17 protein-coding genes are annotated in these 18,824 nt (G+C 71.9%); 11 read left to right on the forward strand and 6 right to left on the reverse strand.

Annotated features, from left to right (window positions below):
* Positions 1-9: 9 nt before the first annotated feature.
* A complete protein-coding gene (locus PYR72_RS09760; protein WP_275454938.1) occupies positions 10-1,050 on the forward strand; it encodes an L-idonate 5-dehydrogenase in 1,041 nt (346 codons plus the stop codon).
* Between the two features lie 19 nt (positions 1,051-1,069).
* On the opposite strand, the gene PYR72_RS09765 is transcribed toward PYR72_RS09760, so the two are convergent.
* Positions 1,070-3,283, reverse strand: a complete 2,214-nt coding sequence (locus PYR72_RS09765) for an alpha-L-fucosidase (protein WP_275454939.1) — start codon at positions 3,281-3,283, stop codon at positions 1,070-1,072.
* A gap of 155 nt (positions 3,284-3,438) precedes the next feature.
* A complete protein-coding gene (locus PYR72_RS09770) occupies positions 3,439-4,530 on the reverse strand; it encodes a Gfo/Idh/MocA family oxidoreductase (protein WP_275454940.1) in 1,092 nt (363 codons plus the stop codon).
* A 233-nt stretch (positions 4,531-4,763) separates the two neighbouring features.
* Here PYR72_RS09770 and PYR72_RS09775 point away from each other — a divergent pair, with 233 nt between their 5' ends.
* Positions 4,764-5,429, forward strand: coding sequence for a DUF6215 domain-containing protein (locus PYR72_RS09775; protein WP_275454941.1), 666 nt, complete (start codon positions 4,764-4,766; stop codon positions 5,427-5,429).
* A gap of 71 nt (positions 5,430-5,500) precedes the next feature.
* On the opposite strand, the gene PYR72_RS09780 is transcribed toward PYR72_RS09775, so the two are convergent.
* Positions 5,501-6,367: an AraC family transcriptional regulator gene (locus PYR72_RS09780; RefSeq protein WP_275454942.1), complete on the reverse strand. Its 867-nt coding sequence runs from the start codon at positions 6,365-6,367 to the stop codon at positions 5,501-5,503.
* 94 nt (positions 6,368-6,461) lie between these two features.
* The gene (locus PYR72_RS09785; protein WP_275454943.1) at positions 6,462-6,848 is read right to left on the reverse strand and encodes a hypothetical protein; all 387 of its coding nucleotides are present in this window, start codon (positions 6,846-6,848) and stop codon (positions 6,462-6,464) included.
* A gap of 101 nt (positions 6,849-6,949) precedes the next feature.
* Between PYR72_RS09785 and sigJ the strand changes: the two genes are divergently transcribed.
* Positions 6,950-7,873: an RNA polymerase sigma factor SigJ gene (sigJ, locus tag PYR72_RS09790; RefSeq protein WP_275454944.1), complete on the forward strand. Its 924-nt coding sequence runs from the start codon at positions 6,950-6,952 to the stop codon at positions 7,871-7,873.
* Between the two features lie 57 nt (positions 7,874-7,930).
* Here sigJ and PYR72_RS09795 read toward each other — a convergent pair whose 3' ends face one another.
* A complete protein-coding gene (locus PYR72_RS09795; RefSeq protein ID WP_275454945.1) occupies positions 7,931-9,235 on the reverse strand; it encodes a cytochrome P450 in 1,305 nt (434 codons plus the stop codon).
* Positions 9,236-9,255: 20 nt separating this feature from the next.
* Positions 9,256-10,611 (reverse strand): glutamine synthetase family protein, encoded by a 1,356-nt coding sequence (locus tag PYR72_RS09800; protein ID WP_059078497.1) that lies wholly within the window; start codon positions 10,609-10,611, stop codon positions 9,256-9,258.
* Between the two features lie 211 nt (positions 10,612-10,822).
* On the opposite strand from PYR72_RS09800, the gene PYR72_RS09805 reads away from it, so the two are divergent.
* From PYR72_RS09805 to PYR72_RS09840, 8 genes are all read left to right on the forward strand, one after another.
* Positions 10,823-11,011: a ferredoxin gene (locus PYR72_RS09805; RefSeq protein WP_012998879.1), complete on the forward strand. Its 189-nt coding sequence runs from the start codon at positions 10,823-10,825 to the stop codon at positions 11,009-11,011.
* 5 nt (positions 11,012-11,016) lie between these two features.
* Positions 11,017-12,207 (forward strand): FAD-dependent oxidoreductase, encoded by a 1,191-nt coding sequence (locus PYR72_RS09810; protein WP_275454946.1) that lies wholly within the window; start codon positions 11,017-11,019, stop codon positions 12,205-12,207.
* Positions 12,208-12,221: 14 nt separating this feature from the next.
* Complete coding sequence (locus PYR72_RS09815; RefSeq protein WP_275454947.1) at positions 12,222-13,034, forward strand: acetoacetate decarboxylase family protein; 813 nt, start codon at positions 12,222-12,224, stop codon at positions 13,032-13,034.
* Between the two features lie 124 nt (positions 13,035-13,158).
* Positions 13,159-14,619: an aldehyde dehydrogenase gene (locus PYR72_RS09820; protein ID WP_275454948.1), complete on the forward strand. Its 1,461-nt coding sequence runs from the start codon at positions 13,159-13,161 to the stop codon at positions 14,617-14,619.
* Positions 14,612-15,517, forward strand: a complete 906-nt coding sequence (locus PYR72_RS09825) for a 3,4-dihydroxyphenylacetate 2,3-dioxygenase (RefSeq protein WP_275454949.1) — start codon at positions 14,612-14,614, stop codon at positions 15,515-15,517. Before PYR72_RS09820 ends, PYR72_RS09825 begins: the two co-directional genes overlap by 8 nt.
* Before the next feature lie 11 nt (positions 15,518-15,528).
* Complete coding sequence (locus tag PYR72_RS09830) at positions 15,529-16,374, forward strand: fumarylacetoacetate hydrolase family protein (RefSeq protein WP_275454950.1); 846 nt, start codon at positions 15,529-15,531, stop codon at positions 16,372-16,374.
* A gap of 57 nt (positions 16,375-16,431) precedes the next feature.
* A complete protein-coding gene (locus tag PYR72_RS09835) occupies positions 16,432-17,106 on the forward strand; it encodes a TetR family transcriptional regulator (protein ID WP_275454951.1) in 675 nt (224 codons plus the stop codon).
* Positions 17,107-17,328: 222 nt separating this feature from the next.
* On the forward strand, positions 17,329-18,786 hold the full coding sequence (locus PYR72_RS09840) for an APC family permease (RefSeq protein WP_275454952.1): 1,458 nt from the start codon (positions 17,329-17,331) through the stop codon (positions 18,784-18,786).
* Positions 18,787-18,824: the final 38 nt, after the last annotated feature.

The following is an 18,824-nucleotide window of genomic DNA, read 5'->3' on the forward strand; positions in this document are numbered from 1 at the left end:
GGAGTCCCCATGCACGCGTGCGTTGTCCACGGAGCCGGCGATCTCCGCGTCGAGGAGCGGCCGTACGGCGGTCCCGCGCCCGGTGAGATCGCGGTCGCCGTCGCCCTCGGCGGGATCTGCGGTTCCGATCTGCACTACTACCACCGGGGCAGGGTCGGCGACTTCGCCGTGAGCGAGCCCTTGGTGCTCGGCCACGAGGTGGTGGGCCGGGTCGCCGCGCTCGGGGCCGGCGTCGAGGGACCGGACGCCCCCGCGGTGGGCACGGCCGTCGCGATCCACCCCGCCACGCCCTGCGGGGTCTGCCCCGAGTGCTCCCGCGGGACCCGCAACATCTGCGCGCACACCCGCTATCTGGGCAGCGCGGCCCACACCCCGCATGTGCAGGGCGGGTTCGCGCAGTACCTCACCGTGCCGGCCGGGCAGGTGCGGGCGCTGCCGCCGGGGCTCGGTCTGCGGCGTGCCGTGCTCGCCGAGCCGCTGGCGGTGGCGCTGCACGCGGTGCGCCGGGCGGGTGCGGTGCGCGGCAGGCGGGTGCTGGTCACCGGGGCCGGTCCGATCGGTCTGCTGGTCGTGGCCGCGCTGCGGCACGCGGGGGCGGCCGAGGTCGTCGTCAGCGACCTCCACGAGGAGCCGTTGCGGATCGCCGGCGAGGTCGGCGCCACCGCCACCGTGCGGGCGGACCGGCCCGCCGACCCCGCCTGGGCCGGTGTCTTCGACCTCGCCGTGGAGGCGTCCGGGGCACCGGCCGGGCTGCGCAGCTGTGTGGAGCGGGTGCGGCGGGGCGGCGTCGTGGTGATGCTCGGGCTGCTGCCGCCGGGCGAGATCGGGCTGCTCGGCAATGTCGCGGTCACCCGTGAGCTGGAACTGCGCGGGTCGTTCCGCTTCGACACCGAGTTCGACGAGGCCCTGTCCCTGCTGGCCCGGGGCCTCCCGGTCGACGCGGTCGTCACGCACACCTTCCCGTTGGAGCGGTCCGTCGCCGCGTTCGACACGGCTCAGGACCGCACGGTCGCCTCGAAGGTGCTGCTGGATCTGTCCGGGGAACAGTGAGGAGAACGGTGAGGGGGCGTCAGACCTGCGTCAGCGTCCACAGCAGATTGGTGCTGGAGCCCCACGTCCACTGCTTGGCGGCCGATCCCGCGGAGACGCTGCCGCCGCCGTCGAGGACGAGCCCCGTGGTGCGGTTGGCGAGCGTGTAGCGGCCGTCGCCCCGGTGGGTGATCAGCCACTGCTGGTCGCTGGAGTTCTTCCAGGCCGCCTGCCGGACGGCGGAGCCGTCGGCGGTGGCGCCCCAGCCGTCGGCGACCATGCCGTTGGCCCGGTTCTCCAGCTTGTAGTGGCCGTCGCCGAGCGGGACGGCGTACCACTGCAGGTTCGCGGAGTCGTCCCACGCCCACTGCTTGAGCGGCGAACCGCTCGGCACCGCTCCCCCGCTGTCCAGGGAGAGGCCGTTGACGACGTTGGTGATCCGGAAGCGGGCGGCGGGGTCGAGCACGACCCGCAGCGAGGTGATCTTCTCCCGGACCCTGGGGCTGTCGGCGGTGAAGGTCCAGGCGGTGCCGGTGAAGTCGTCGGCGGAGTGGCCGACCAGCCGGTGGCCCGGGGCGAGCTTCAGCGAGGAGAGCCTGCGCGGCTCGATGCCCGCGAGGGTGAGCTGATCCGCGGTGTGGTCGCCCAGGGAGAGCACGACACCGTCGCCGCGGAAGCGCGAGTCCTCGAAGGCCAGCGCGCCCAGATGGGGCTGGAGCACGGGGATCGCGCCCGAGAAGCGGAATCTGAGGACGTACGCGGGGGCGTCGAAGGGCTTCGCCGGGAGGGCCACCGTCAGCCCGGCCGCCTTCTGCTCGGGGGTGTCGAGGCCGAGGTAGGTGCCGGGCTCGGACCCGAGGAGTTCCACCGAGGTCAGCGAGTCCAGGTCGATCCGGTCGGAGCCGAGCGTCTTCAGGGTCAGCGAGTCGCCGGGCCAGCCCAGGACGGTCGCGTAGAGGACGGTGCCCTCCTTGTCGCGGGTGAACCTGATGTCCCGGGCGGTACCGGCGGTGGGCCGGGTGAAGGAGCCGCCGCCCATCTTCGTCGGCCCCTCGCCGTACACGGTCCAGGCCCGGGTGCCGTAGACCGACTCGCCGAACCGCCTCAGGTAGTCGCCCATCCCGAGCAGGATGTCCTTCTGGCCCTGCGGGATCGTGCCGTCGGCCTTCGGCGCGATGTTGAGCAGCACCGTGCCGTTCTTGCTGATGCGGTCGACGAACGAGTGCAGCATCTGCGCGAGGGAGTAGTAGCCGATGCCCTCGGTGTAGCACCAGCTGCTGTTGGAGATGCTGTCGTCGGTGAGCCAGTACGGCGCGGTGATGTCGGCGGGGCCGCCGCGCTCGTAGTCGAAGACCGCGCTGTGGGGGTCGAAGCCGTCCTTGTAGGTGGCGACGACCTCCTTGCCCCACTCGTTCGCCTGGTCGAAGTAGTACGACAGGAAGTTCAGCCGCTGCTTCTCGTCGACGTGGTCGAGCCGCCAGTCCTGCCAGAGGATGTCGGGCCGGGACCGGTCGATCACCTCCTTGAGCTTGTCGTACCAGAGCTGGTGCTCGGCCTCCGGGCTCAGCTGCCCGTACAGCTTCTTCAGACTCGGGTCCGACTGCTCGGGCGCGAACTCGAAGAAGCCGGTGTAGTTGTACGCGTGGTGCATCGCGACCAGCAGCTTCAGGTCCTTCGCCCGCACGGCGTCGGTGAAGAGCTCCAGCAGGTCGAGTTTCGGGCCCTTGTCCACGGAGTTCCACTCGTTGACCCGGCTGTCCCACATCGAGTAGCCGTCGTGGTGCTCGGCCACCGGCCCGGCGAACCGCGCGCCCGCGTCGACGAACAGCTGCGCCCACTCCTCCGGGTCGAAGTTGCCGCCCGCGGACTTGAGCTTCGGCGCGAACTCCTTGTGGCGGCCCGCGAGGTCGTCGGCCCCGTCGATGAAGCGGTGGTACGGCCAGTCGGCCGGGGCGCCGTAGGTCTCGATGTGGTGCTTGTTCGCCTTGTGACCCGCGAGGTACATGTTGCGCGGATACCACTCGCTGTCGTACGCCGGGACGCTGAACGCGCCCCAGTGGAAGTAGATGCCGAACTTGGCGTCCCGGAACCACTCGGGGGCGGCGGTGTGTCTGTTCACGGATTCCCAGGTGGGTTTGTAGTTCTTCGAGCCGGCCATGGCACCCCCAGCCGCTAACACGTCGGTGGCGGCGGTGGCGAGGACAACGGCCGTGGCACCCGTCAGGAGCCTGCGCCTGCTGATCGATTGCGACATACGCACGAACGTCAGGCATGCGGACCGCCGCTGTCAACGACTGCGCAGGGATGAATGTGGTGAAGGAGAGAGACAGTTGACCTCTTTTTCCTGATGTAGACCCACTTTAACCGATGGAAACATCACATGTATCGGGGGTCGGGTCACGGTCAGGGTCAGTCCTGGAGAGCGGGGCGTTCGACGAGTTCCACCTCGACGCGGACGCCCTCCCGCTGGGCGCGGACGGCCGCCTCGGAGACTGCGGCGACGGCGTATCCGTCCCAGATGCCGGGTCCGGTGACCTCGCCGCGGCGGGTGGCGTCCACCCATGCCTGGACCTGCCGGTCGTAGGCGTCCTCGAAGCGTTCGAGGTAGCCCGGCGTGACCGTGCCGCCCCAGCGTCCGGCGGTGTTGACGAGCATGCCGTGCCCGTCGCCGATGCGGGCCGTGCCGTTCTCGCAGACCGCCTCGGCCTGGACCTGATAGCCGTAGCGGGCCGTGAGGAAGATCTCGACGTCGGCCACGGCACCGCCGTCGGTCTCGAACACGACGAACTGGGGGTCGCTCAGCCCCGCCGGGGCGTGCGCGGAGGGGCGGGGCCGCAGCACGGTGACGGCGGTGATCTCCTGGCCGAGCAGCCAGCGGGTGACGTCCATCTCGTGGGCGACGGAGTCGTTGATCATCATGGCGTCGGTGAACCCGGGCGGCGCCCCGGCGTTGCGGTGCCGGTGGTGCAGCAGCAGCGGGCGGCCCAGTTCCCCGCTGTCCAGGAGGGACTTGAGTGCGAGGTACTCCCGGTCGTAGCGGCGCATGAACCCGACCTGCACCCGGCGGTGCCCGAGCCGCCGCTCGGCCTCCAGCAGGCGTAGCGCGGAGGCGGGGTCCGGGGTCAGGGGCTTCTCGCACAGGACGGGCAGATCGTGCTCGAACGCGGTGAGCAGGGCGGCCTCGTGGGCGGGCCCCGGGGAGGCGACGAGGACGGCGTCGACCCCGGGTGCGGCCAGCGCCTGCGCCGTGTCGGCGTAGGCCGCGCATCCCTCGACGCCCGCGGCAACCGCCTCGGCGCGGCCGGTGTCGACGTCGGCCACGGCGGCCACATGGGCGCCGCTGATCACCTCGGTGAGCCGGCGCACGTGGTCGGCGCCCATACGGCCGGTGCCGACGACGGCGACGCCGAGCGAAGCGGAGCGCGTGCCGCGGGCACCGAGTGAGCCGGTTCGAGCACCGGCCGAGTCCGGCCGGGAAGCGGGTGAGTCCTGCGAGGACATGCCGTGCCCTTCGTTCGTGTCCGGAGGAAGCCCGCAAGCGGAATTCCGTTTTCCCTCGGTCCGGTCACAGGTTAGGCTCCCCCGGCACACGGGGGGCGTGTGCACATCAAGGCGGGGGCACGGGGGACATGAGCGACGACGTCACCGATTCCGGAACGGGTGCGGGAGCGGGCTCGGGTGCGGGTCCGGGAGCGGGATACGGAACGGGTCCGGGAGCAGGTTCCCGCAAGGAGATGAGCACGGGGGCCCAGGTGTTCGCGGCCGTGGCGGCCGTCGGGGTGATCCTGGGCGGTCTGTGGCTGATCGGAGACTTCCTCGGCCGGACGCCCGGGACCGTGGGACCGGCCGTCTGCTCGTCCTCGGACGACGCCTCCCCGGCCCCGCGGGGCAAGGTCTCCGGCGCGCGGCTCTGCACCGCGCTGAACCGTGCCGACCTGCCCGAACTCCTCGGTACACCGACCGAGCGGGCGGTCAGCGCGTCGGGCGGGGACAGCGAGTCGAAGTGGGCCGACGGCACCAGGACCGTCACCCCCGAGGCGACCGTCGAACTGGACACCTACGCCGTGAAGCTGTCGGCGTCCTTCGACGATCTCCCGGTGGCCGAGGCGGAGGACCACCTGGGCGCCGACGCCGAGAGCAGGACCGTCCTGGGACACCGGGCGGTCCTCTACTCGGGGCAGACCATGTCCATCTCGTTCAGGCTCGACGGCGGTGACGCCACGTCCGGCCCCGGCGGTGTCGCCCGCCGGCTGCTGGTCGCGACGGACCCGAAGGACAGCGGCAGCACCTTCGAACTCGTCATCTGGCGCCAGGACACCCAGCGGCCCGACGACGCCGCGCTGTTCCGGGTCGCGGAGAAGGTCCTGCCGAAACTCCAGGGCTGGAAGCCGGCCGGCTGACAGGACCCCTCACCGGTTCAGGCCCGCATCCACTCGGTGCCATCGCGGGCCCCGTCACCGCACGCCGGTGCTCACAGCGGGGTCCGCTCCACCGGGATCCACAGCTCCGCGTCCGCCTGTGCCGCGTCGGGCGACAGCCGGGTCCGCAGGATCTCCGGACCTGGCCGGCTGCGGTACGGGTTGGACGGGAACCACTGGGTGAACACGTCCCGCCACAGGTACTGCAGCGCCTGCGGAAAGGGGCCGGAGTTCTCGAAGACGGCCCAGGTCCCGGCCCTGACGGTGAGTTCCTCCAGGTCGTCGGGGACGGCCGCCCGGGTCACCGCCCCGTGGAAGTAGTCGAGTTCGGTCCCCTCGGCCCGGCTGCCGTCGAGGTTGTCGCTGACGGAGACGACGCCCCGCGGTTCCTGGTCCGACAGGCTCTCGATCCGTCGCAGTGTCTCCTGCCCGATGCCCCGGATGAAGTCGGCGATCGCCGGATTCATCCCCTCGTGCACGAGCGGGACCCTGGTCCCCCTTCCGACCACCCGGAACTCCTCCTTCTCCACCACTCGGTACCGCATGCTCGTGCTCCCTTCGACGACGAGGCGGAAGGACATCCGGGGCTGGGACCGCAGACTCGCCCCGGTCCGCCGGGCCTCCCCGGGGCCGACGCCGTGCAGGGCGCGGAACGCCCGCGCGAACGCCTCCCCCGAGCCGTAGCCGTAGCGCATCGCGATCTCCAGCAGGGTCCGCTCGCCGGCCAGCACCTCGGCGCCGGCGACGGTCAGCCGCCGCCGACGGACGTACTCCGACAGCGGCATGCCCGCGAGCGCGGAGAAGAGCCGCCGCAGGTGGTACTCCGACGTCACCGCGATCCGCGCCAGGTCGGCCACCTCGATCGGCTGGTCGAGGTGGTCCTCGATGTGCTCCATGGCCTGGTTGAGCCGTTCCAGCACTCCGGCCTCCTTCCTTTCACCCGCCACGTTAGGCAGGAGCCGGCTTGCCGCACCCGACATCCTGTGCCCGCTCCGGTCGGGCGCGGGCCGCGGCTCAGCGCCTGGCCAGCGCCAGCAGGCTCAGGCCGAACATCAGCACGCCCAGGGGAAGATGGACCGACGGGACGTGCGCGATGCCCAGCACGACCTGGACCGAGGCGAGGGCGAGGAAACCGCAGGCGTGCAGGACCGGCCGGAGCGGGCCGCCGCCCGGCTTCCACGCCAGGACCGCCGCGAGCACGTACAGCATGGACGCGCCGTACATCACGCGGGCGCCGACGCTGTGCAGGGTCTCCCCGTAGGAGGAGGTCAGCAGCAGTCCGGCGGAGACCGCCTGGAGGAAGATGGTCAAGGTCTGCAGGGCGATCGCGATCCGCAGGAACGCGGAGTCCCGCCGTCCGTTCGCCGCAGCCGTCGCCTTCGCCGTCGCCTGGGTGGCCATGTCGTCGTCCCCGTTTCCGCCCGTGGGCAGTGGATCGATAAGGTCTCACCGGTTCGACGACGTGGGCCCGTGAAAGGTAAGGCGAGGAGGCGGCCGGAGGCATGGCGAGGGTCGGGACCGGCACGGACGTGGTGGACGGCGAGCGGCGTCGGCTGGTCAACGTCGCCTACCGTCTGCTCGGTTCGGTGACCGAGGCCGAGGACGCCGTGCAGGACGCCTACGCACGCTGGTACGGGCTGCCGCGGAGCCGCCAGGAGGAGATCCGCTCACCCGGCGCGTGGCTGACGACGGTGACCGGCCGTATCTGTCTGGACCTGCTCGGCTCGGCGCGGGCCCGCCGCGAGCGCTATGTCGGCGCGTGGCTGCCCGAGCCGCTGCCCGACCGCGCCGAGCGGGAGCAGGCGGGCGGCGCCGCCACCGGGCCCGCGGACCCCGCCGACCAGATCGTCCTGGACGAGTCCGTGACCATGGCCTTCCTCGTGGTCCTGGAGGCGATGACGCCGGCCGAGCGCGTGGCGTTCGTGCTGCACGACGTGTTCCGGTACCCGTTCGCCGAGATCGCCGACGTGCTCGGCCGGACCCCCGCGGCCTGCAAGCAGCTGGCCGCCTCCGCCCGGCGGCGGGTGGGGGACGTGTCCGCTCCGGCCGCCCCCGTGACGGCGTCCGGCCGGGCGGAGGTGGTGCGCCGGGTCAAGGAGGCGTGGGAGGCCAAGGACATCGCGACCCTCGTCGCCCTCCTCGACCCGTCCGCCGTGCTGACCGCCGACGGCGGCGGCCTGGTCGGCGCCGTCCTGCGCCCGGTCGAGGGCGGCGCGCGCATCGCCCGCTACCTGGTCGGCCTCGCCGACAGGGCGCCCGGGCTCGAACTCGTGGAGCGGTCCGTCAACGGCGTGCCGGGCCTGGTGGCCCGGCGCGCCGGCGTCGTGATGACGGTGGCGTCGTTCGACGTCCGCGACGGACACGTGACCCGGATCTGGGCGGTCCGCAACCCGGAGAAGCTCCGCCCCTGGACCGGGCGGGAGTAGGGCGAGGTACGGCTCGGGCACCGGCGGGCATCTCCCCCACCGGTGCCCGAGGGTCTGTCAGGCGAGCGTCACCTCGACCGGCAGCTTCTTGATGCCGTTCACGAAGTTGGAGCGGACGCGCGGCACGTCACCGACGAGGCGGATGTCGGCGAGGCGCGGGATCAGCTCCTCGAACATGATGCGGATCTCCGTGCGGGCCAGCAGGTTGCCCAGGCACAGGTGCGGGCTGCCCTTGCCGAAGGTGACGTGGTCGTTGTCGGCACGGGCGACGTCGAAGTCGTACGGGTTGCCGAAGACCGCCTCGTCACGGTTGCCGGAGGCGTACCACATGACGACCTTGTCGCCCTCCTTGACCTGCTTGCCGCCGAGTTCGACGTCACGGGTCGCGGTGCGGCGGAAGTGGTAGACCGGGGAGGCCCAGCGCAGGAACTCCTCGGTCGCCGCCGGGATCAGGGAGGGGTCCTCCTGGAGGCGGGCGAGCTGCTCCGGGTGCTGGAGCAGGGCCAGCATGGAGTGGGTGATGGTGTGGCGGGTGGTCTCGTTGCCGGCCACGACCAGGAGCAGGAAGTAGTTGTCGAAGTCCTGCGCGGAGAGCGGGATCCCGTCGCGCGGGGTGGTGTTGACCAGCTTGGAGACCAGGTCGGTGCCGTCGCCGCCGCGCCGCTGCCGGGCCAGTTCGCGGCCGTACTCGAAGACCTCCAGGGAGGCGGGCGAGCGGAACGGCAGGTCGCGGTAGCGCTCGCTCTCGGCGCTGTGCAGGAGCACGTCGGCGTAGTCGGGGTCGGTGTTGCCGATGATGCGGTTGCCCCAGTCGATGAGGCGCTGATTGTCCTCCGGGGGTACGTCCAGGAGCCGGGCGAGGACGTTGATGGGGAAGTCGGCGGAGACGTCGGCGACGAAGTCGAAGGTGCCCTTGGCGAGGGCCGCGTCAAGGGTGCGGGCGGTGAGGCCGCGCAGGAAGTCGGTGTAGCTGTTGATGACGTTCGCGCCGAACTGCCGCTGGATCACGCTGCGCAGGGCGCGGTGGCGGACGCCGTCCAGTTCCAGGATGGAGGCGCGGATCGCGATCTGGTCCTCGTCCACCTCCTCCAGGTTGACGAACCGGGTGGAGGTGAAGGTCTCGGCGTCCCGGTCGACGCGGGCGATGTCGGCGTGCCGGGTGACCGCCCAGAAACCGGAGTTGGGGGCCTCCTCCGGCTGCCAGTGCACCGGGTCCTCGTGGCGCAGGGTGTGGAACATGCGCCACGGGGTGACGCCGTCGGTGAAGTTGTCGAGGTCGGCGAGGTCCACGGCGTCCAGCGGCAGCGGCTCCTGGACGGCCTCGCGTACGAGGGCGGGGGGAAGGTGGGCGGAAGTGGTCATGTCGGTGGTTCTCCTGGGCTTCACAGGTGGTAGGCGTACTCGGTGAACTCCCAGTCGGTGACGTGCCGTTGGAAGCGTTCGACCTCATCGCGCTTGTAGGAGAGGTACGAGGTGGTGAAGTCCTTGCCGAGGATCTCGGTCAGGGCGGTGTCCGCCTCCAGCGCATCCAGGGCGGCGGGCAGGCTGGTCGGCAGCACGGCCGAGCGGGCGGTGTCGTAGCCGTAGCCCTCCAGCGGGGCGGGGGGCTCCTCACCGGCGCGGACGCCGAGCAGCGCGGCGGCGATCGCGCCGGCGATCAGCAGGTAGGGGTTGGCTCCGGCGTCGCCGAGCCGCAGTTCCAGGCGGGCGCCGGCACCGCGCTCGGGCGGGATGCGGACCATGGCGCTGCGGTTGTCCAGCCCCCAGTCGATCAGCCAGGGCGCGAGGGTGTCCGGGCCGAACCGCTTGTAGGAGTTGATGGTGGGGTTGGCGAGGGCGGCGAGCGCCGGGGCGTGGGCGAGGACGCCGGCGACGGCGTGCCGGGCGGTGTCGGACAGCCCGTACCGGCCCGCGGGGTCGTCGAAGGCGTTCTGGCCCCGCTCGTCGTCACAGGACAGGTGGAGATGGAAGCCGGACCCTCCCGCGTCGTTGAAGGGCTTGGCCATGAAGGTGGCGAGGCGGCCCTCCCGGCGCGCGAGTTCCTTGACGGCGGCCTTGAAGCGGAAGGAGCGGTCGGCGGCCGAGAGGGCCTCCGAGTGCGTCAGGTTGATCTCGAACTGGCCGCCGTCGAACTCGTGGTTGCCGTTGGTGACGCCGATGCGCAGGTCGCGCAGGTGCCGCAGGGTACGCAGCAGGTGGTTGTCGGGGTCCGCGCGCAGGCCGGCGGTGTAGACGGCGCCGGTGGTGCCCGCGTAGCGCTTGTAGCCGCTGGGCGAGGCGGGGTCCTCGTCGCAGAGGAAGTACTCGAGTTCGGGACCGACCACGGGGCGCAGGCCCTGTTCGGCGCAGCGGGCGAGCACCGAGCGCAGCAGGTCGCGCGGGGACTCGGGGGCGGGTGCCCCGGTGGCCGGGTCGACGGTCTCGCCGAGACAGACGGCGACCCCGGGCTCCCAGGGCAGGGCGACGAGGGTGTCGAGGTCGGGGCGCACGTGGATGTCGGGCAAGCCCGCGTCCAGCCCTCCGGCGACGGGGACGACGTCACCCTGGGGCGAGGTGTGGTAGACAGCCCGGCAGAAGGCGAGCCCGTGCTCGCACGCCGTGGGCAGCTGGTCGAGCAGCACGTCCCGGGCCCGGTCGGTGCCGATGAGGTCGGGGTAGGTCACCCGGACCACATCGATGCCCTCTGCGGCCAGCCGCTCCTGGTAATGCCCGACGGCCGGCGTTTCAGATGCGCTCACCGTTGTCTCCTAGACGACTGGGGCCGATTGTTTGATGCCAAACGATAGGAATGTCTCCAGTGGCCCGCAAGGGGTCGACCCCAAAAAATTATCCACCTGGACAGGTATTGACCAGGGGGTGACGCCTTCCTATGTTGTTTGAAGCCAAACGAGATGCCCCACCGTCGGCTCCCCACCCCGCCCGACGCCCTGATTCCCAGGAGGACCGGCCATGAAGGTCGTCGTCGACATGAACAAGTGCCAGGACCACGGGCAGTGCGTCTTCGCCGCCCCCGACGTCTTCCAGCTCGACGAGAACGGGCACCTGGCCTACGTCAGCGACCCCGACGACGCGCTCCTCGACGAGGTCGAGGAAGCCGCCGACGTCTGTCCGCTCCAGGCCATCCGGATCGAGGGCTGAGCACCATGACCGGACGCGTGGTCGTCGCGGGTGCCTCGATGGCCGGTCTGCGCGCCGCCGAGCAGTTGCGGGCGGCGGGCTGGACCGGGCACGTCACCGTCGTCGGCGACGAGCCGCACATGCCCTACAACCGGCCCCCGCTCTCCAAGGAGGTGCTGGCCGGGAAGGCGCCCTTCGAGTCGCTGGCCTTCCGTCCCCGCGCGAGCGTGGCCGACGTGGAGTGGCGGCTCGGCACGAAGGTCGTCGCCGCGCGCCTCGACGAGCGGAGCGTGGAACTCGACGACGGCTCCACGCTGTCGTACGACGCCCTGGTCGTCGCCACCGGTATGCGGCCCCGCCGCCTCGACTGCCCCGGTCCGCTCGCCGGCCGCCACACGGTCCGGACGCTGGCCGACGCGCAGGGCCTGCGCGAGGAGCTGACCCGGCCCGGTGCCCGGGTGGTCGTGATCGGCGCCGGGTTCATCGGCTGCGAGGTCGCCGCCACGGCGGTGGGCCTCGGCGTCGCCGAGGTGACCGTGGTCGATCCGCTGCCGCTGCCCATGGTCGGTCCGCTCGGTGAACTGCTCGGGCGCGCGCTGCTGCGGCGGCACGAGGAGCGCGGGGTGCGGTTCGCGCTCGGCACGGGCGTCGCCGGGTTCGAGGGCGGGGACCGGGTCACGGGTGTGGTGCTCGGCGACGGCAGGGTCCTGCCCGCCGACGTGGTGGTGGAGTCGGTCGGCTCGGTCGCCAACGTCGAGTGGCTGGAGGGCAACGGCCTGGACCTGTCCGACGGCGTGCTCACCTGCGCACAGCTCCGGGTCGGCGGGCGGCCCGAGGTGGTCGCCGTCGGCGATGTCGCCCGCTTCCCCAACGCCCGCTACGACGGGGTGCCCCGCCGTGTCGAGCACTGGTCGATCCCCACGGACACCGCCAAGCACGCGGCGAAGGTCCTCACCGGCGCCGAACCGCCCCCCTTCGCACCGCTGCCGACGTTCTGGAGCGACCAGCACGACTTCCGGCTCCAGTCCTTCGGCGCGCCGGTCCTCGGCCGGGACGACGTACGGGTCCTGCAGGGCGACCCCGCCGGGGACGTCCTCGCCGGCTACCACCACCGCGGCCGGCTGGTCGGGGTCGTCGCCCTCGGCGGCCCCGCCACCGTGTCCGCCGCCGCCCGCCACCGCGCCGAACTGCTCCAGCAGCCCGCCCTCACCGCGTAAGGATCCCCCTGACCATGACCCGTGTCCGTGGATACTTCCACCCCAAGACGGCGAGCGGTGCCTCGTCGCTGATCCCGTCGCCGCCGTGGCGCTACTCGGGCGACCTGCTCACCGTCGAGTACCGCACGGATCCCGCGCGGGTGCGTGAACTGCTGCCCGAGCCCCTGGAACTGGCCGACGAGGACCCCGGCGCGGTCGCGCTGATCTGGGCCGACTGGCAGTCCTGCTCGGCCTCGGGCGCGGAACTGCTCGACCCGGTGCTCTCCCAGTACAAGGAAGCGTTCGCGGTCGTCCGCTGCCGGTACAAGGGGCAGACCTACTCGCGGTGCGTGTACATCTGGGTCGACAAGGACTTCGCCATCGCGCGCGGGCTGCACCAGGGGTACCCGAAGAAGCTCGGGTCCATCCACCAGACGCGGCCGCACCCGCTGGGTCCCGCGCCGCGCATCGAGGCGGGCGCCCGGTTCGGGGCGACGCTGGCCGCGGCCGACCGGCGTCTGGCCCAGACGGTCGTCACCCTGCGGGAGCCGTCGGAGACCAACGGCTTCGTCAACGCCCACCCGATGGCCCACCACCGGTGGCTGCCGTCGATCGAGAAGGGCAAGGGGCTGGCGCTGGACGAGCTGATCGAGACCGGGGCGGCGTCCTTCGAGGGCGGGCAGCCCTGGGTGGGCGAGGCCGAGCTGGAGCTGTTCGAGGCGCCGACGGAGGAGTTGGCCCGGCTGGAGGTCCGTGAGCCGATCGCCGCGTACTACCGGCAGGTGGGGGTGGTGTGGGACGGGGGACGTCTTCTGGAGTCCGGGACGTCCGAGGCGTCCGCCGAATGAGGTTCGTGGACGGCTGCCGGTTGTACGCGACCGGTCGCGCCCACGCGGCGGAGCCGCACATCGACACAGTCCCGCGCCCCCGGGTCAGCGGGTCCCTCCCCCTCCCGAGAAGGAAGCACCTTTCATGACCGACAAGATCACCGTCGCCGGAGTCCCCGTCGACACCCGGCACTGGATCGGCGGGCGGCGCGTCGCCTCCGCCGGGACCTTCACCGACGTCTCCCCCATCGACGGCCGCGTCCTCGGCGAGATCGCCCGCGGTGGACCGGCCGAGGTCGAGGCCGCCGTCGCCGCCGCCCGCGAGGCGTTCCCCGCCTGGGCCGCCACCTCCCGCGCCGAACGCGCCCGCGTCCTGCACGCCATCGCCGACGGGGTCGAGAAGCGCCTCGAAGAGCTGGCGATCGTCGAGACCCACGACAACGGGGCGCTGCTGCGCTCGCACCGGCGGGGCGTGATGCCGCGGGTGGCGCACAACTTCCGCTTCTTCGCCGACTGGCTGCTCACGCTCGCGCACGAGGACTTCGAGACGCGCGGACACACCAACAGGGTGAGCTGGGACCCGGCGGGGCCGTCCGTGCTGATCACCCCGTGGAACGCGCCGCTGATGCTGGCCACCTGGAAGGTCGCCCCGGCCCTCGCCGCCGGCAACACGGTGATCCTCAAGCCCGCCGAGTGGACCCCGCTGACCGCCTCGCTGCTGGCGGACATCGCCGCCGAGGCGGGACTGCCCGCCGGCGTGCTCAACGTCGTCCAGGGCTACGGCTCGGAGATCGGTGACGCGCTCACCTCGCACCCGGACGTGCGGCGGATCAGCTTCACCGGGTCGGTGCCCACGGCCAAACGGATCGCCGCCTCGGCAGCGCCGAACCTCACCCCGCTCAGCCTCGAACTGGGCGGCAAGTCGCCGCTGCTGGTGTTCGCGGACGCCGACCTGGACCTGGCCGTGGACCTCGCGGTGGAGCAGTACGACAACGCCGGGCAGGTCTGCCTGGCGGCCACCCGGTTCCTGGTCGAGGAGTCGGTCGCCAAGGAGTTCACCCGGAGGTTCGTGGAGCGGGCCTCGGCGCTGACGCAGGGCGACCCGCGCGAGGAGACCACCGACATCGGGCCCAACATCCACCCCCGGCAGCTGGAGAAGATCGACGGCTTCGTGCGGCGGGCCGTGGCCGACGGGGCCCGGGTGGTCGTCGGCGGGCACCCCGGGGAGGGGCAGTACTACGCGCCCACCCTGCTCACCGAGGTCGCCCAGGACTCGGAGATCGTGCAGGAGGAGGTCTTCGGGCCGGTCCTGACCCTGCAGACCTTCACCGACGAGGACGAGGCGGTCCGGCTCGCCAACGACACCCGCTTCGGCCTGGCCGCCACCCTGGCCACCGGCGACACCGAGCGCGCCGCCCGGGTGACCGAGCGGCTGGTGGCGGGCACGGTGTGGGTGAACTGCTTCTTCGTCCGCGACCTCCAGGCCCCCTTCGGCGGCTCCCGGCACTCCGGGGTCGGCCGGGAGGGCGGCACCTGGAGCTTCGACTTCTACTGCGACGTGAAGAACACCGTCACCGCGCCGAACGGATGGAACGACCATGGGTGAGATCGTCGGGGCGGGGCTCCTGGCCCACGTCCCCACCATCGTGCTGCCGGAGGCCGACCGGCTGGAGCTGAACGAGGGCAGGGAGATCACCCTCGTCACCGGTCTGCGGCAGCTGCGCGAGGACGTCTTCTCCCGCGACGACTACGACACGGTCGTGGTCCTCGACTCGCACTGGGCGACGACCGTGGAGTTCGTGGTCACCGCGCAGACGCGCCGGGCCGGTCTCTTCACCTCCGAGGAGCTGCCGCGCGGGATGTGCCGGATGCCGTACGACTTCCCCGGCGACCCCGAACTGGCGCGGAACATCGAGCGGTTCGCGGACGAGCACGGCACCTGGATCACCGCGATCGAGGACGAGTACCTGCCGATCTACTACGCCACGATCAACCTGTGGAAATTCCTCGGCGAGGGCCTGCCCGACAAGCGCTGGGTGACCATCGGCGTCTGCCAGACCGGCGACATGGAGGACCATCTGCGGCTCGGCCGGGCGCTCGCCGACGGCATCGCCGCCACCCCCGGCCGGCGGGTCCTGCTCATCGCCTCCGGCGCCCTCTCCCACACCTTCTGGCCGCTGCGCGAGCTGCGCGACCACGAGGCCAGCGATCCGGTGCACATCCGCACGCCCGAGGCCCGGGCGGCGGACCTGGAGCGGATCGCCTGGTTCAAGGAGGGCCGGCACGACAAGGTCCTCGACACCATGGACGAGTTCTGGAAGTACAAGCCCGAGGCCAGGTTCTACCACTACCTGATGATGGCGGGCGCGCTCGGCGAACAGGACTGTGCCGCCACGGCCCGGCAGTACGGGGAGTACGAGAACTCCATCGGCACCGGCCAGGTCCACCTGTGGTTCGACCGCCCCGCCGCCGGCTGGACCGGCACCCCTCACCGACTCCCCTAGGAAGGCCAGCCATGCCCGAGTACCGCCGCATCCTCCTCGACGGGGCCACCGTCGAGGTCACCGTCGACGGCGACGAACTGGTCGCCGGGGACGGCCGCCGCGTCAAGATCGAGGAGGCCCACCACCTTCCGCCGGTCGTGCCGTCGAAGGTGATCGCCGTCCACCTCAACCACCGCAGCCGCGTCGAGGAATTCCAGATCGGACTTCCGGAGACGCCCACCTACTTCCACAAGCCGACCTCCTCCCTCAACAGTCACAAGGGCGCGATCGTCCGGCCCGACGGCTGCAAGTGGCTCAACTACGAGGGCGAGGTCGCCATCGTCATCGGCAGGACCGCGCGGAACATCGCGCCCGAGGACGCGGGCGCGTACATCGCCGGCTACACGGTCGCCAACGACTACGGTCTGCACGACTTCCGTGACACCGACGCCGGTTCGATGCTGCGGGTGAAGGGGTCCGACACCCTGTGCCCGCTCGGCCCCGGACTCGTCACCGACTGGGACTTCCACGGCAAGCGGCTGCGGACGTACGTCAACGGGGAGGTCGTCCAGGACGGTACGACGGACGAGATGAAGTGGGACATGCACTACCTCGTCGCCGACATCGCCCGCACCATCACGCTGTACCCGGGCGACGTCCTGCTCTCCGGCACCCCGGCCAACTCCCGGCCCGTGCGGCCCGGCGACGTCGTCGAGGTGGAGGTGGAGGGCCTCGGCCGGCTCACCAACCACATCGTCACCGGCCCCACCCCCGTACGCACCGACGTCGGCGCACAGCCCACGGAGTCCGAGGAAGTGCTGTCCACGGCGCTCGGCGGCGACTGGGAGTTCCGTGGCGTCCGCCCGCCCCGGCGGTGATCCCGGCAGGCGGGCGGGCCGGCGGAGGGCGGAGGGCGGGCGGGTAGGGTCACGCGCATGACCGACTCCGCCGACGCCCCCGCGAGCCGACGGCCACGCAAGCGCCTCCACTACGGCGAGGGGCGGGAAGCCCTGCTGAACGCCGCCGTGCGCGTGGTGGCGCGGGGCGGACTGCGCCGGCTCACCTACCGGGCCGTCGCGCAGGAGGCGGGGGTCACCCACGGGCTGGTCGTGCACCACTTCGGTTCGCGCGACGCCCTGATCGAGGAGGCCCTGGCCCACACCATCCGCTCCTCGCTCGACACCAGCTCCCTGGAACCGGGCACCGGCGAGGTCGCCGACTTCTCCATCGGGCTGTCGGAGATGGTCACGGCCGACCCGGACACCCAGGCGTTCCAGTACGAGCTGCTGCTGGAGTCCCGGCGCCGGCCGGAGCTGCTGCCCCAGATCCGCGAGCTGTACGACGAGTACTTCGACGCGGCCCGGCGCGAGCTGGGCCGGATGCTGCCCGCTGGCGCGGACAAGGCGCTGGCCCGGCTGGTCTTCGCCGCGCTGGACGGTCTCGTGCTGCACCAGCTCGTCTTCGACGAGCCGGAGGTCACCGAGGCTGCCGTGGAGGAGCTGCGCGCCCTGCTGCGGCTGCTGCACGCCGACGGCGGCGCGTCCGGCGGGCACGACACCGGCGAGGCCGACGGGCACGGCACGGACGAGGCCGGTGACGCCGGCGCGTAGCCGCCGACCCGCGTGGTCATGGCCCCGGACGTGCCGCGTCCGGGGCCTTCCGGCATGCCCGCGCGGGCATGCCGGAAGGCCCGGTGAAGCCCGCCGAAAATCTTCACGGAACCCCTTGCCAATCGGATAGTTCGGGCCCACGATGAGGCAACTCGTTTGGGTCTAAACGAAACCCGAAGCGAACCCTCCCTCATCCCTCCCCGTCCCCGACAGGTGATCCGAGTGGACAGTCAGACGGCGGTCGCCCCGCACAGCTCGCACGATCCATCCCCGGCAGACAGGCTCAAGCCCGATTCCCTCGGCGTCCTGGGCATCCTCTTCTTCGTCCTCTCCGCCCAGGCCCCGCTGACCGGCATCGCCGGAGCCGTCCCCATCGCCGTCGTCATCGGCAACGGGGCCGGTGTCCCGGCCGCGTACATCGCGGCCGGCGTGGTGATCCTGCTGTTCTCCATCGGGTTCGTCACCATGGGCCGCCACGTCGTGGACGCCGGCGCCTTCTACACGTACATCGGCAAGGGGCTGGGCCGCTCGACAGGCTCCGGCAGCGCCGGCGTCGCCCTCTTCGCGTACTGCGCCATCCAGGCCGCGATGTACGGCCTCTACGGCGCGACCGTGAGCGGCCTCGTCGCCCACTACGCCGACGTGACGATCGCCTGGTGGGTGTGGGCGCTGGTCACCATGGTGATCGTCCAGGTCCTCGGCGCCGCCGGGATCGAGATGGGCGCCAAGCTGCTGGCCGTGTTCGTCCTCGCGGAGTTCAGCATCCTGATCGCGTTCGCCTTCGTGACCTTCTTCAAGGGCGGCGGCCCCGAGGGGCTCGGTCTCGCCGACAGCTTCTCCCCGGACGCGGCGCTCCAGGGCGCCCCCGGAGTGGCGCTGATGTTCGCCGTGGCGTCGATGTTCGGCTTCGAGGCGACCGCCATCTACGGCGAGGAGGCCAAGGAGCCGAGGAAGACGGTCCCGCGGGCCACCTACCTCTCCGTCGCGGTGGTCACCGGCTTCTTCGCCTTCACCTCCTGGATGCTGGTCTCCGCGCACGGCGCGTCCCGGGCCACGGCGGAGGCGGGCAAGGCCCTGGAGGGCGGCGACGCGGCGGGCTGGGTCTTCGCCCCCATCGCGGCGGAGTTCGGCGCCTGGACCGGCGACGTGCTGCCCGTCCTGCTGGCCACCTCGCTGTTCGCCGGCATCCTGGCGTTCCACAACAGCGCCAACCGCTACCTGTTCTCCCTGGGCCGCGAAGGACTGCTGCCGCGCGGGCTGACCTCGCTCAACGGGCGCCACTCCCCGTGGGCGGCAGGCATCGTCCAGACCGTGATCGCGGTGGCCCTGGTCGTCCCGTTCGCCCTGCTGGGCAAGGACCCCGTGCTGACGCTGTTCTCCTGGTTCAGCGGGGTGGCCGTGCTCGCGATGATGCTCCTGTACTTCCTGACGTCGGTGTCCGTGGTCGTCTTCTTCCGCCGCTCCCGCGCCGACACCCGGCCCTGGAACACGCTGATCGCCCCCGTCCTGGGCGCGCTCGGCATCGCCTGGGCGATCTGGCTGATCATCGAGAACTTCACCACGCTCATCGGCGGCGACACGACCACCGCCCTGTGGCTGCAGCTGACCGTGCCCGCGGTCCTGGTGCTCGGTCTCGTCGCGGCGAAGGTGACCCGGAACCGGCAGCCGGCCACGGACTGACCCCCGGCCGCCGCCACCGCCCTGCCGCCACCGGTGCG

Origin of the sequence: Streptomyces sp. VNUA24, assembly GCF_029167005.1 — a bacterium.
Lineage (GTDB): Bacteria > Actinomycetota > Actinomycetes > Streptomycetales > Streptomycetaceae > Streptomyces > Streptomyces scabiei.

Coding starts and splice junctions, on each gene's coding strand:
- PYR72_RS09760 (WP_275454938.1), top strand. CDS start 10: ATGCACGCGTGCGTTGTCCACGGAGCCGGCGATCTCCGCGTCGAGGAG.
- PYR72_RS09765 (WP_275454939.1), bottom strand. CDS start 3,283: ATGTCGCAATCGATCAGCAGGCGCAGGCTCCTGACGGGTGCCACGGCC.
- PYR72_RS09770 (WP_275454940.1), bottom strand. CDS start 4,530: ATGTCCTCGCAGGACTCACCCGCTTCCCGGCCGGACTCGGCCGGTGCT.
- PYR72_RS09775 (WP_275454941.1), top strand. CDS start 4,764: ATGAGCACGGGGGCCCAGGTGTTCGCGGCCGTGGCGGCCGTCGGGGTG.
- PYR72_RS09785 (WP_275454943.1), bottom strand. CDS start 6,848: ATGGCCACCCAGGCGACGGCGAAGGCGACGGCTGCGGCGAACGGACGG.
- sigJ (WP_275454944.1), top strand. CDS start 6,950: ATGGCGAGGGTCGGGACCGGCACGGACGTGGTGGACGGCGAGCGGCGT.
- PYR72_RS09795 (WP_275454945.1), bottom strand. CDS start 9,235: ATGACCACTTCCGCCCACCTTCCCCCCGCCCTCGTACGCGAGGCCGTC.
- PYR72_RS09805 (WP_012998879.1), top strand. CDS start 10,823: ATGAAGGTCGTCGTCGACATGAACAAGTGCCAGGACCACGGGCAGTGC.
- PYR72_RS09810 (WP_275454946.1), top strand. CDS start 11,017: ATGACCGGACGCGTGGTCGTCGCGGGTGCCTCGATGGCCGGTCTGCGC.
- PYR72_RS09815 (WP_275454947.1), top strand. CDS start 12,222: ATGACCCGTGTCCGTGGATACTTCCACCCCAAGACGGCGAGCGGTGCC.
- PYR72_RS09820 (WP_275454948.1), top strand. CDS start 13,159: ATGACCGACAAGATCACCGTCGCCGGAGTCCCCGTCGACACCCGGCAC.
- PYR72_RS09825 (WP_275454949.1), top strand. CDS start 14,612: ATGGGTGAGATCGTCGGGGCGGGGCTCCTGGCCCACGTCCCCACCATC.
- PYR72_RS09830 (WP_275454950.1), top strand. CDS start 15,529: ATGCCCGAGTACCGCCGCATCCTCCTCGACGGGGCCACCGTCGAGGTC.
- PYR72_RS09835 (WP_275454951.1), top strand. CDS start 16,432: ATGACCGACTCCGCCGACGCCCCCGCGAGCCGACGGCCACGCAAGCGC.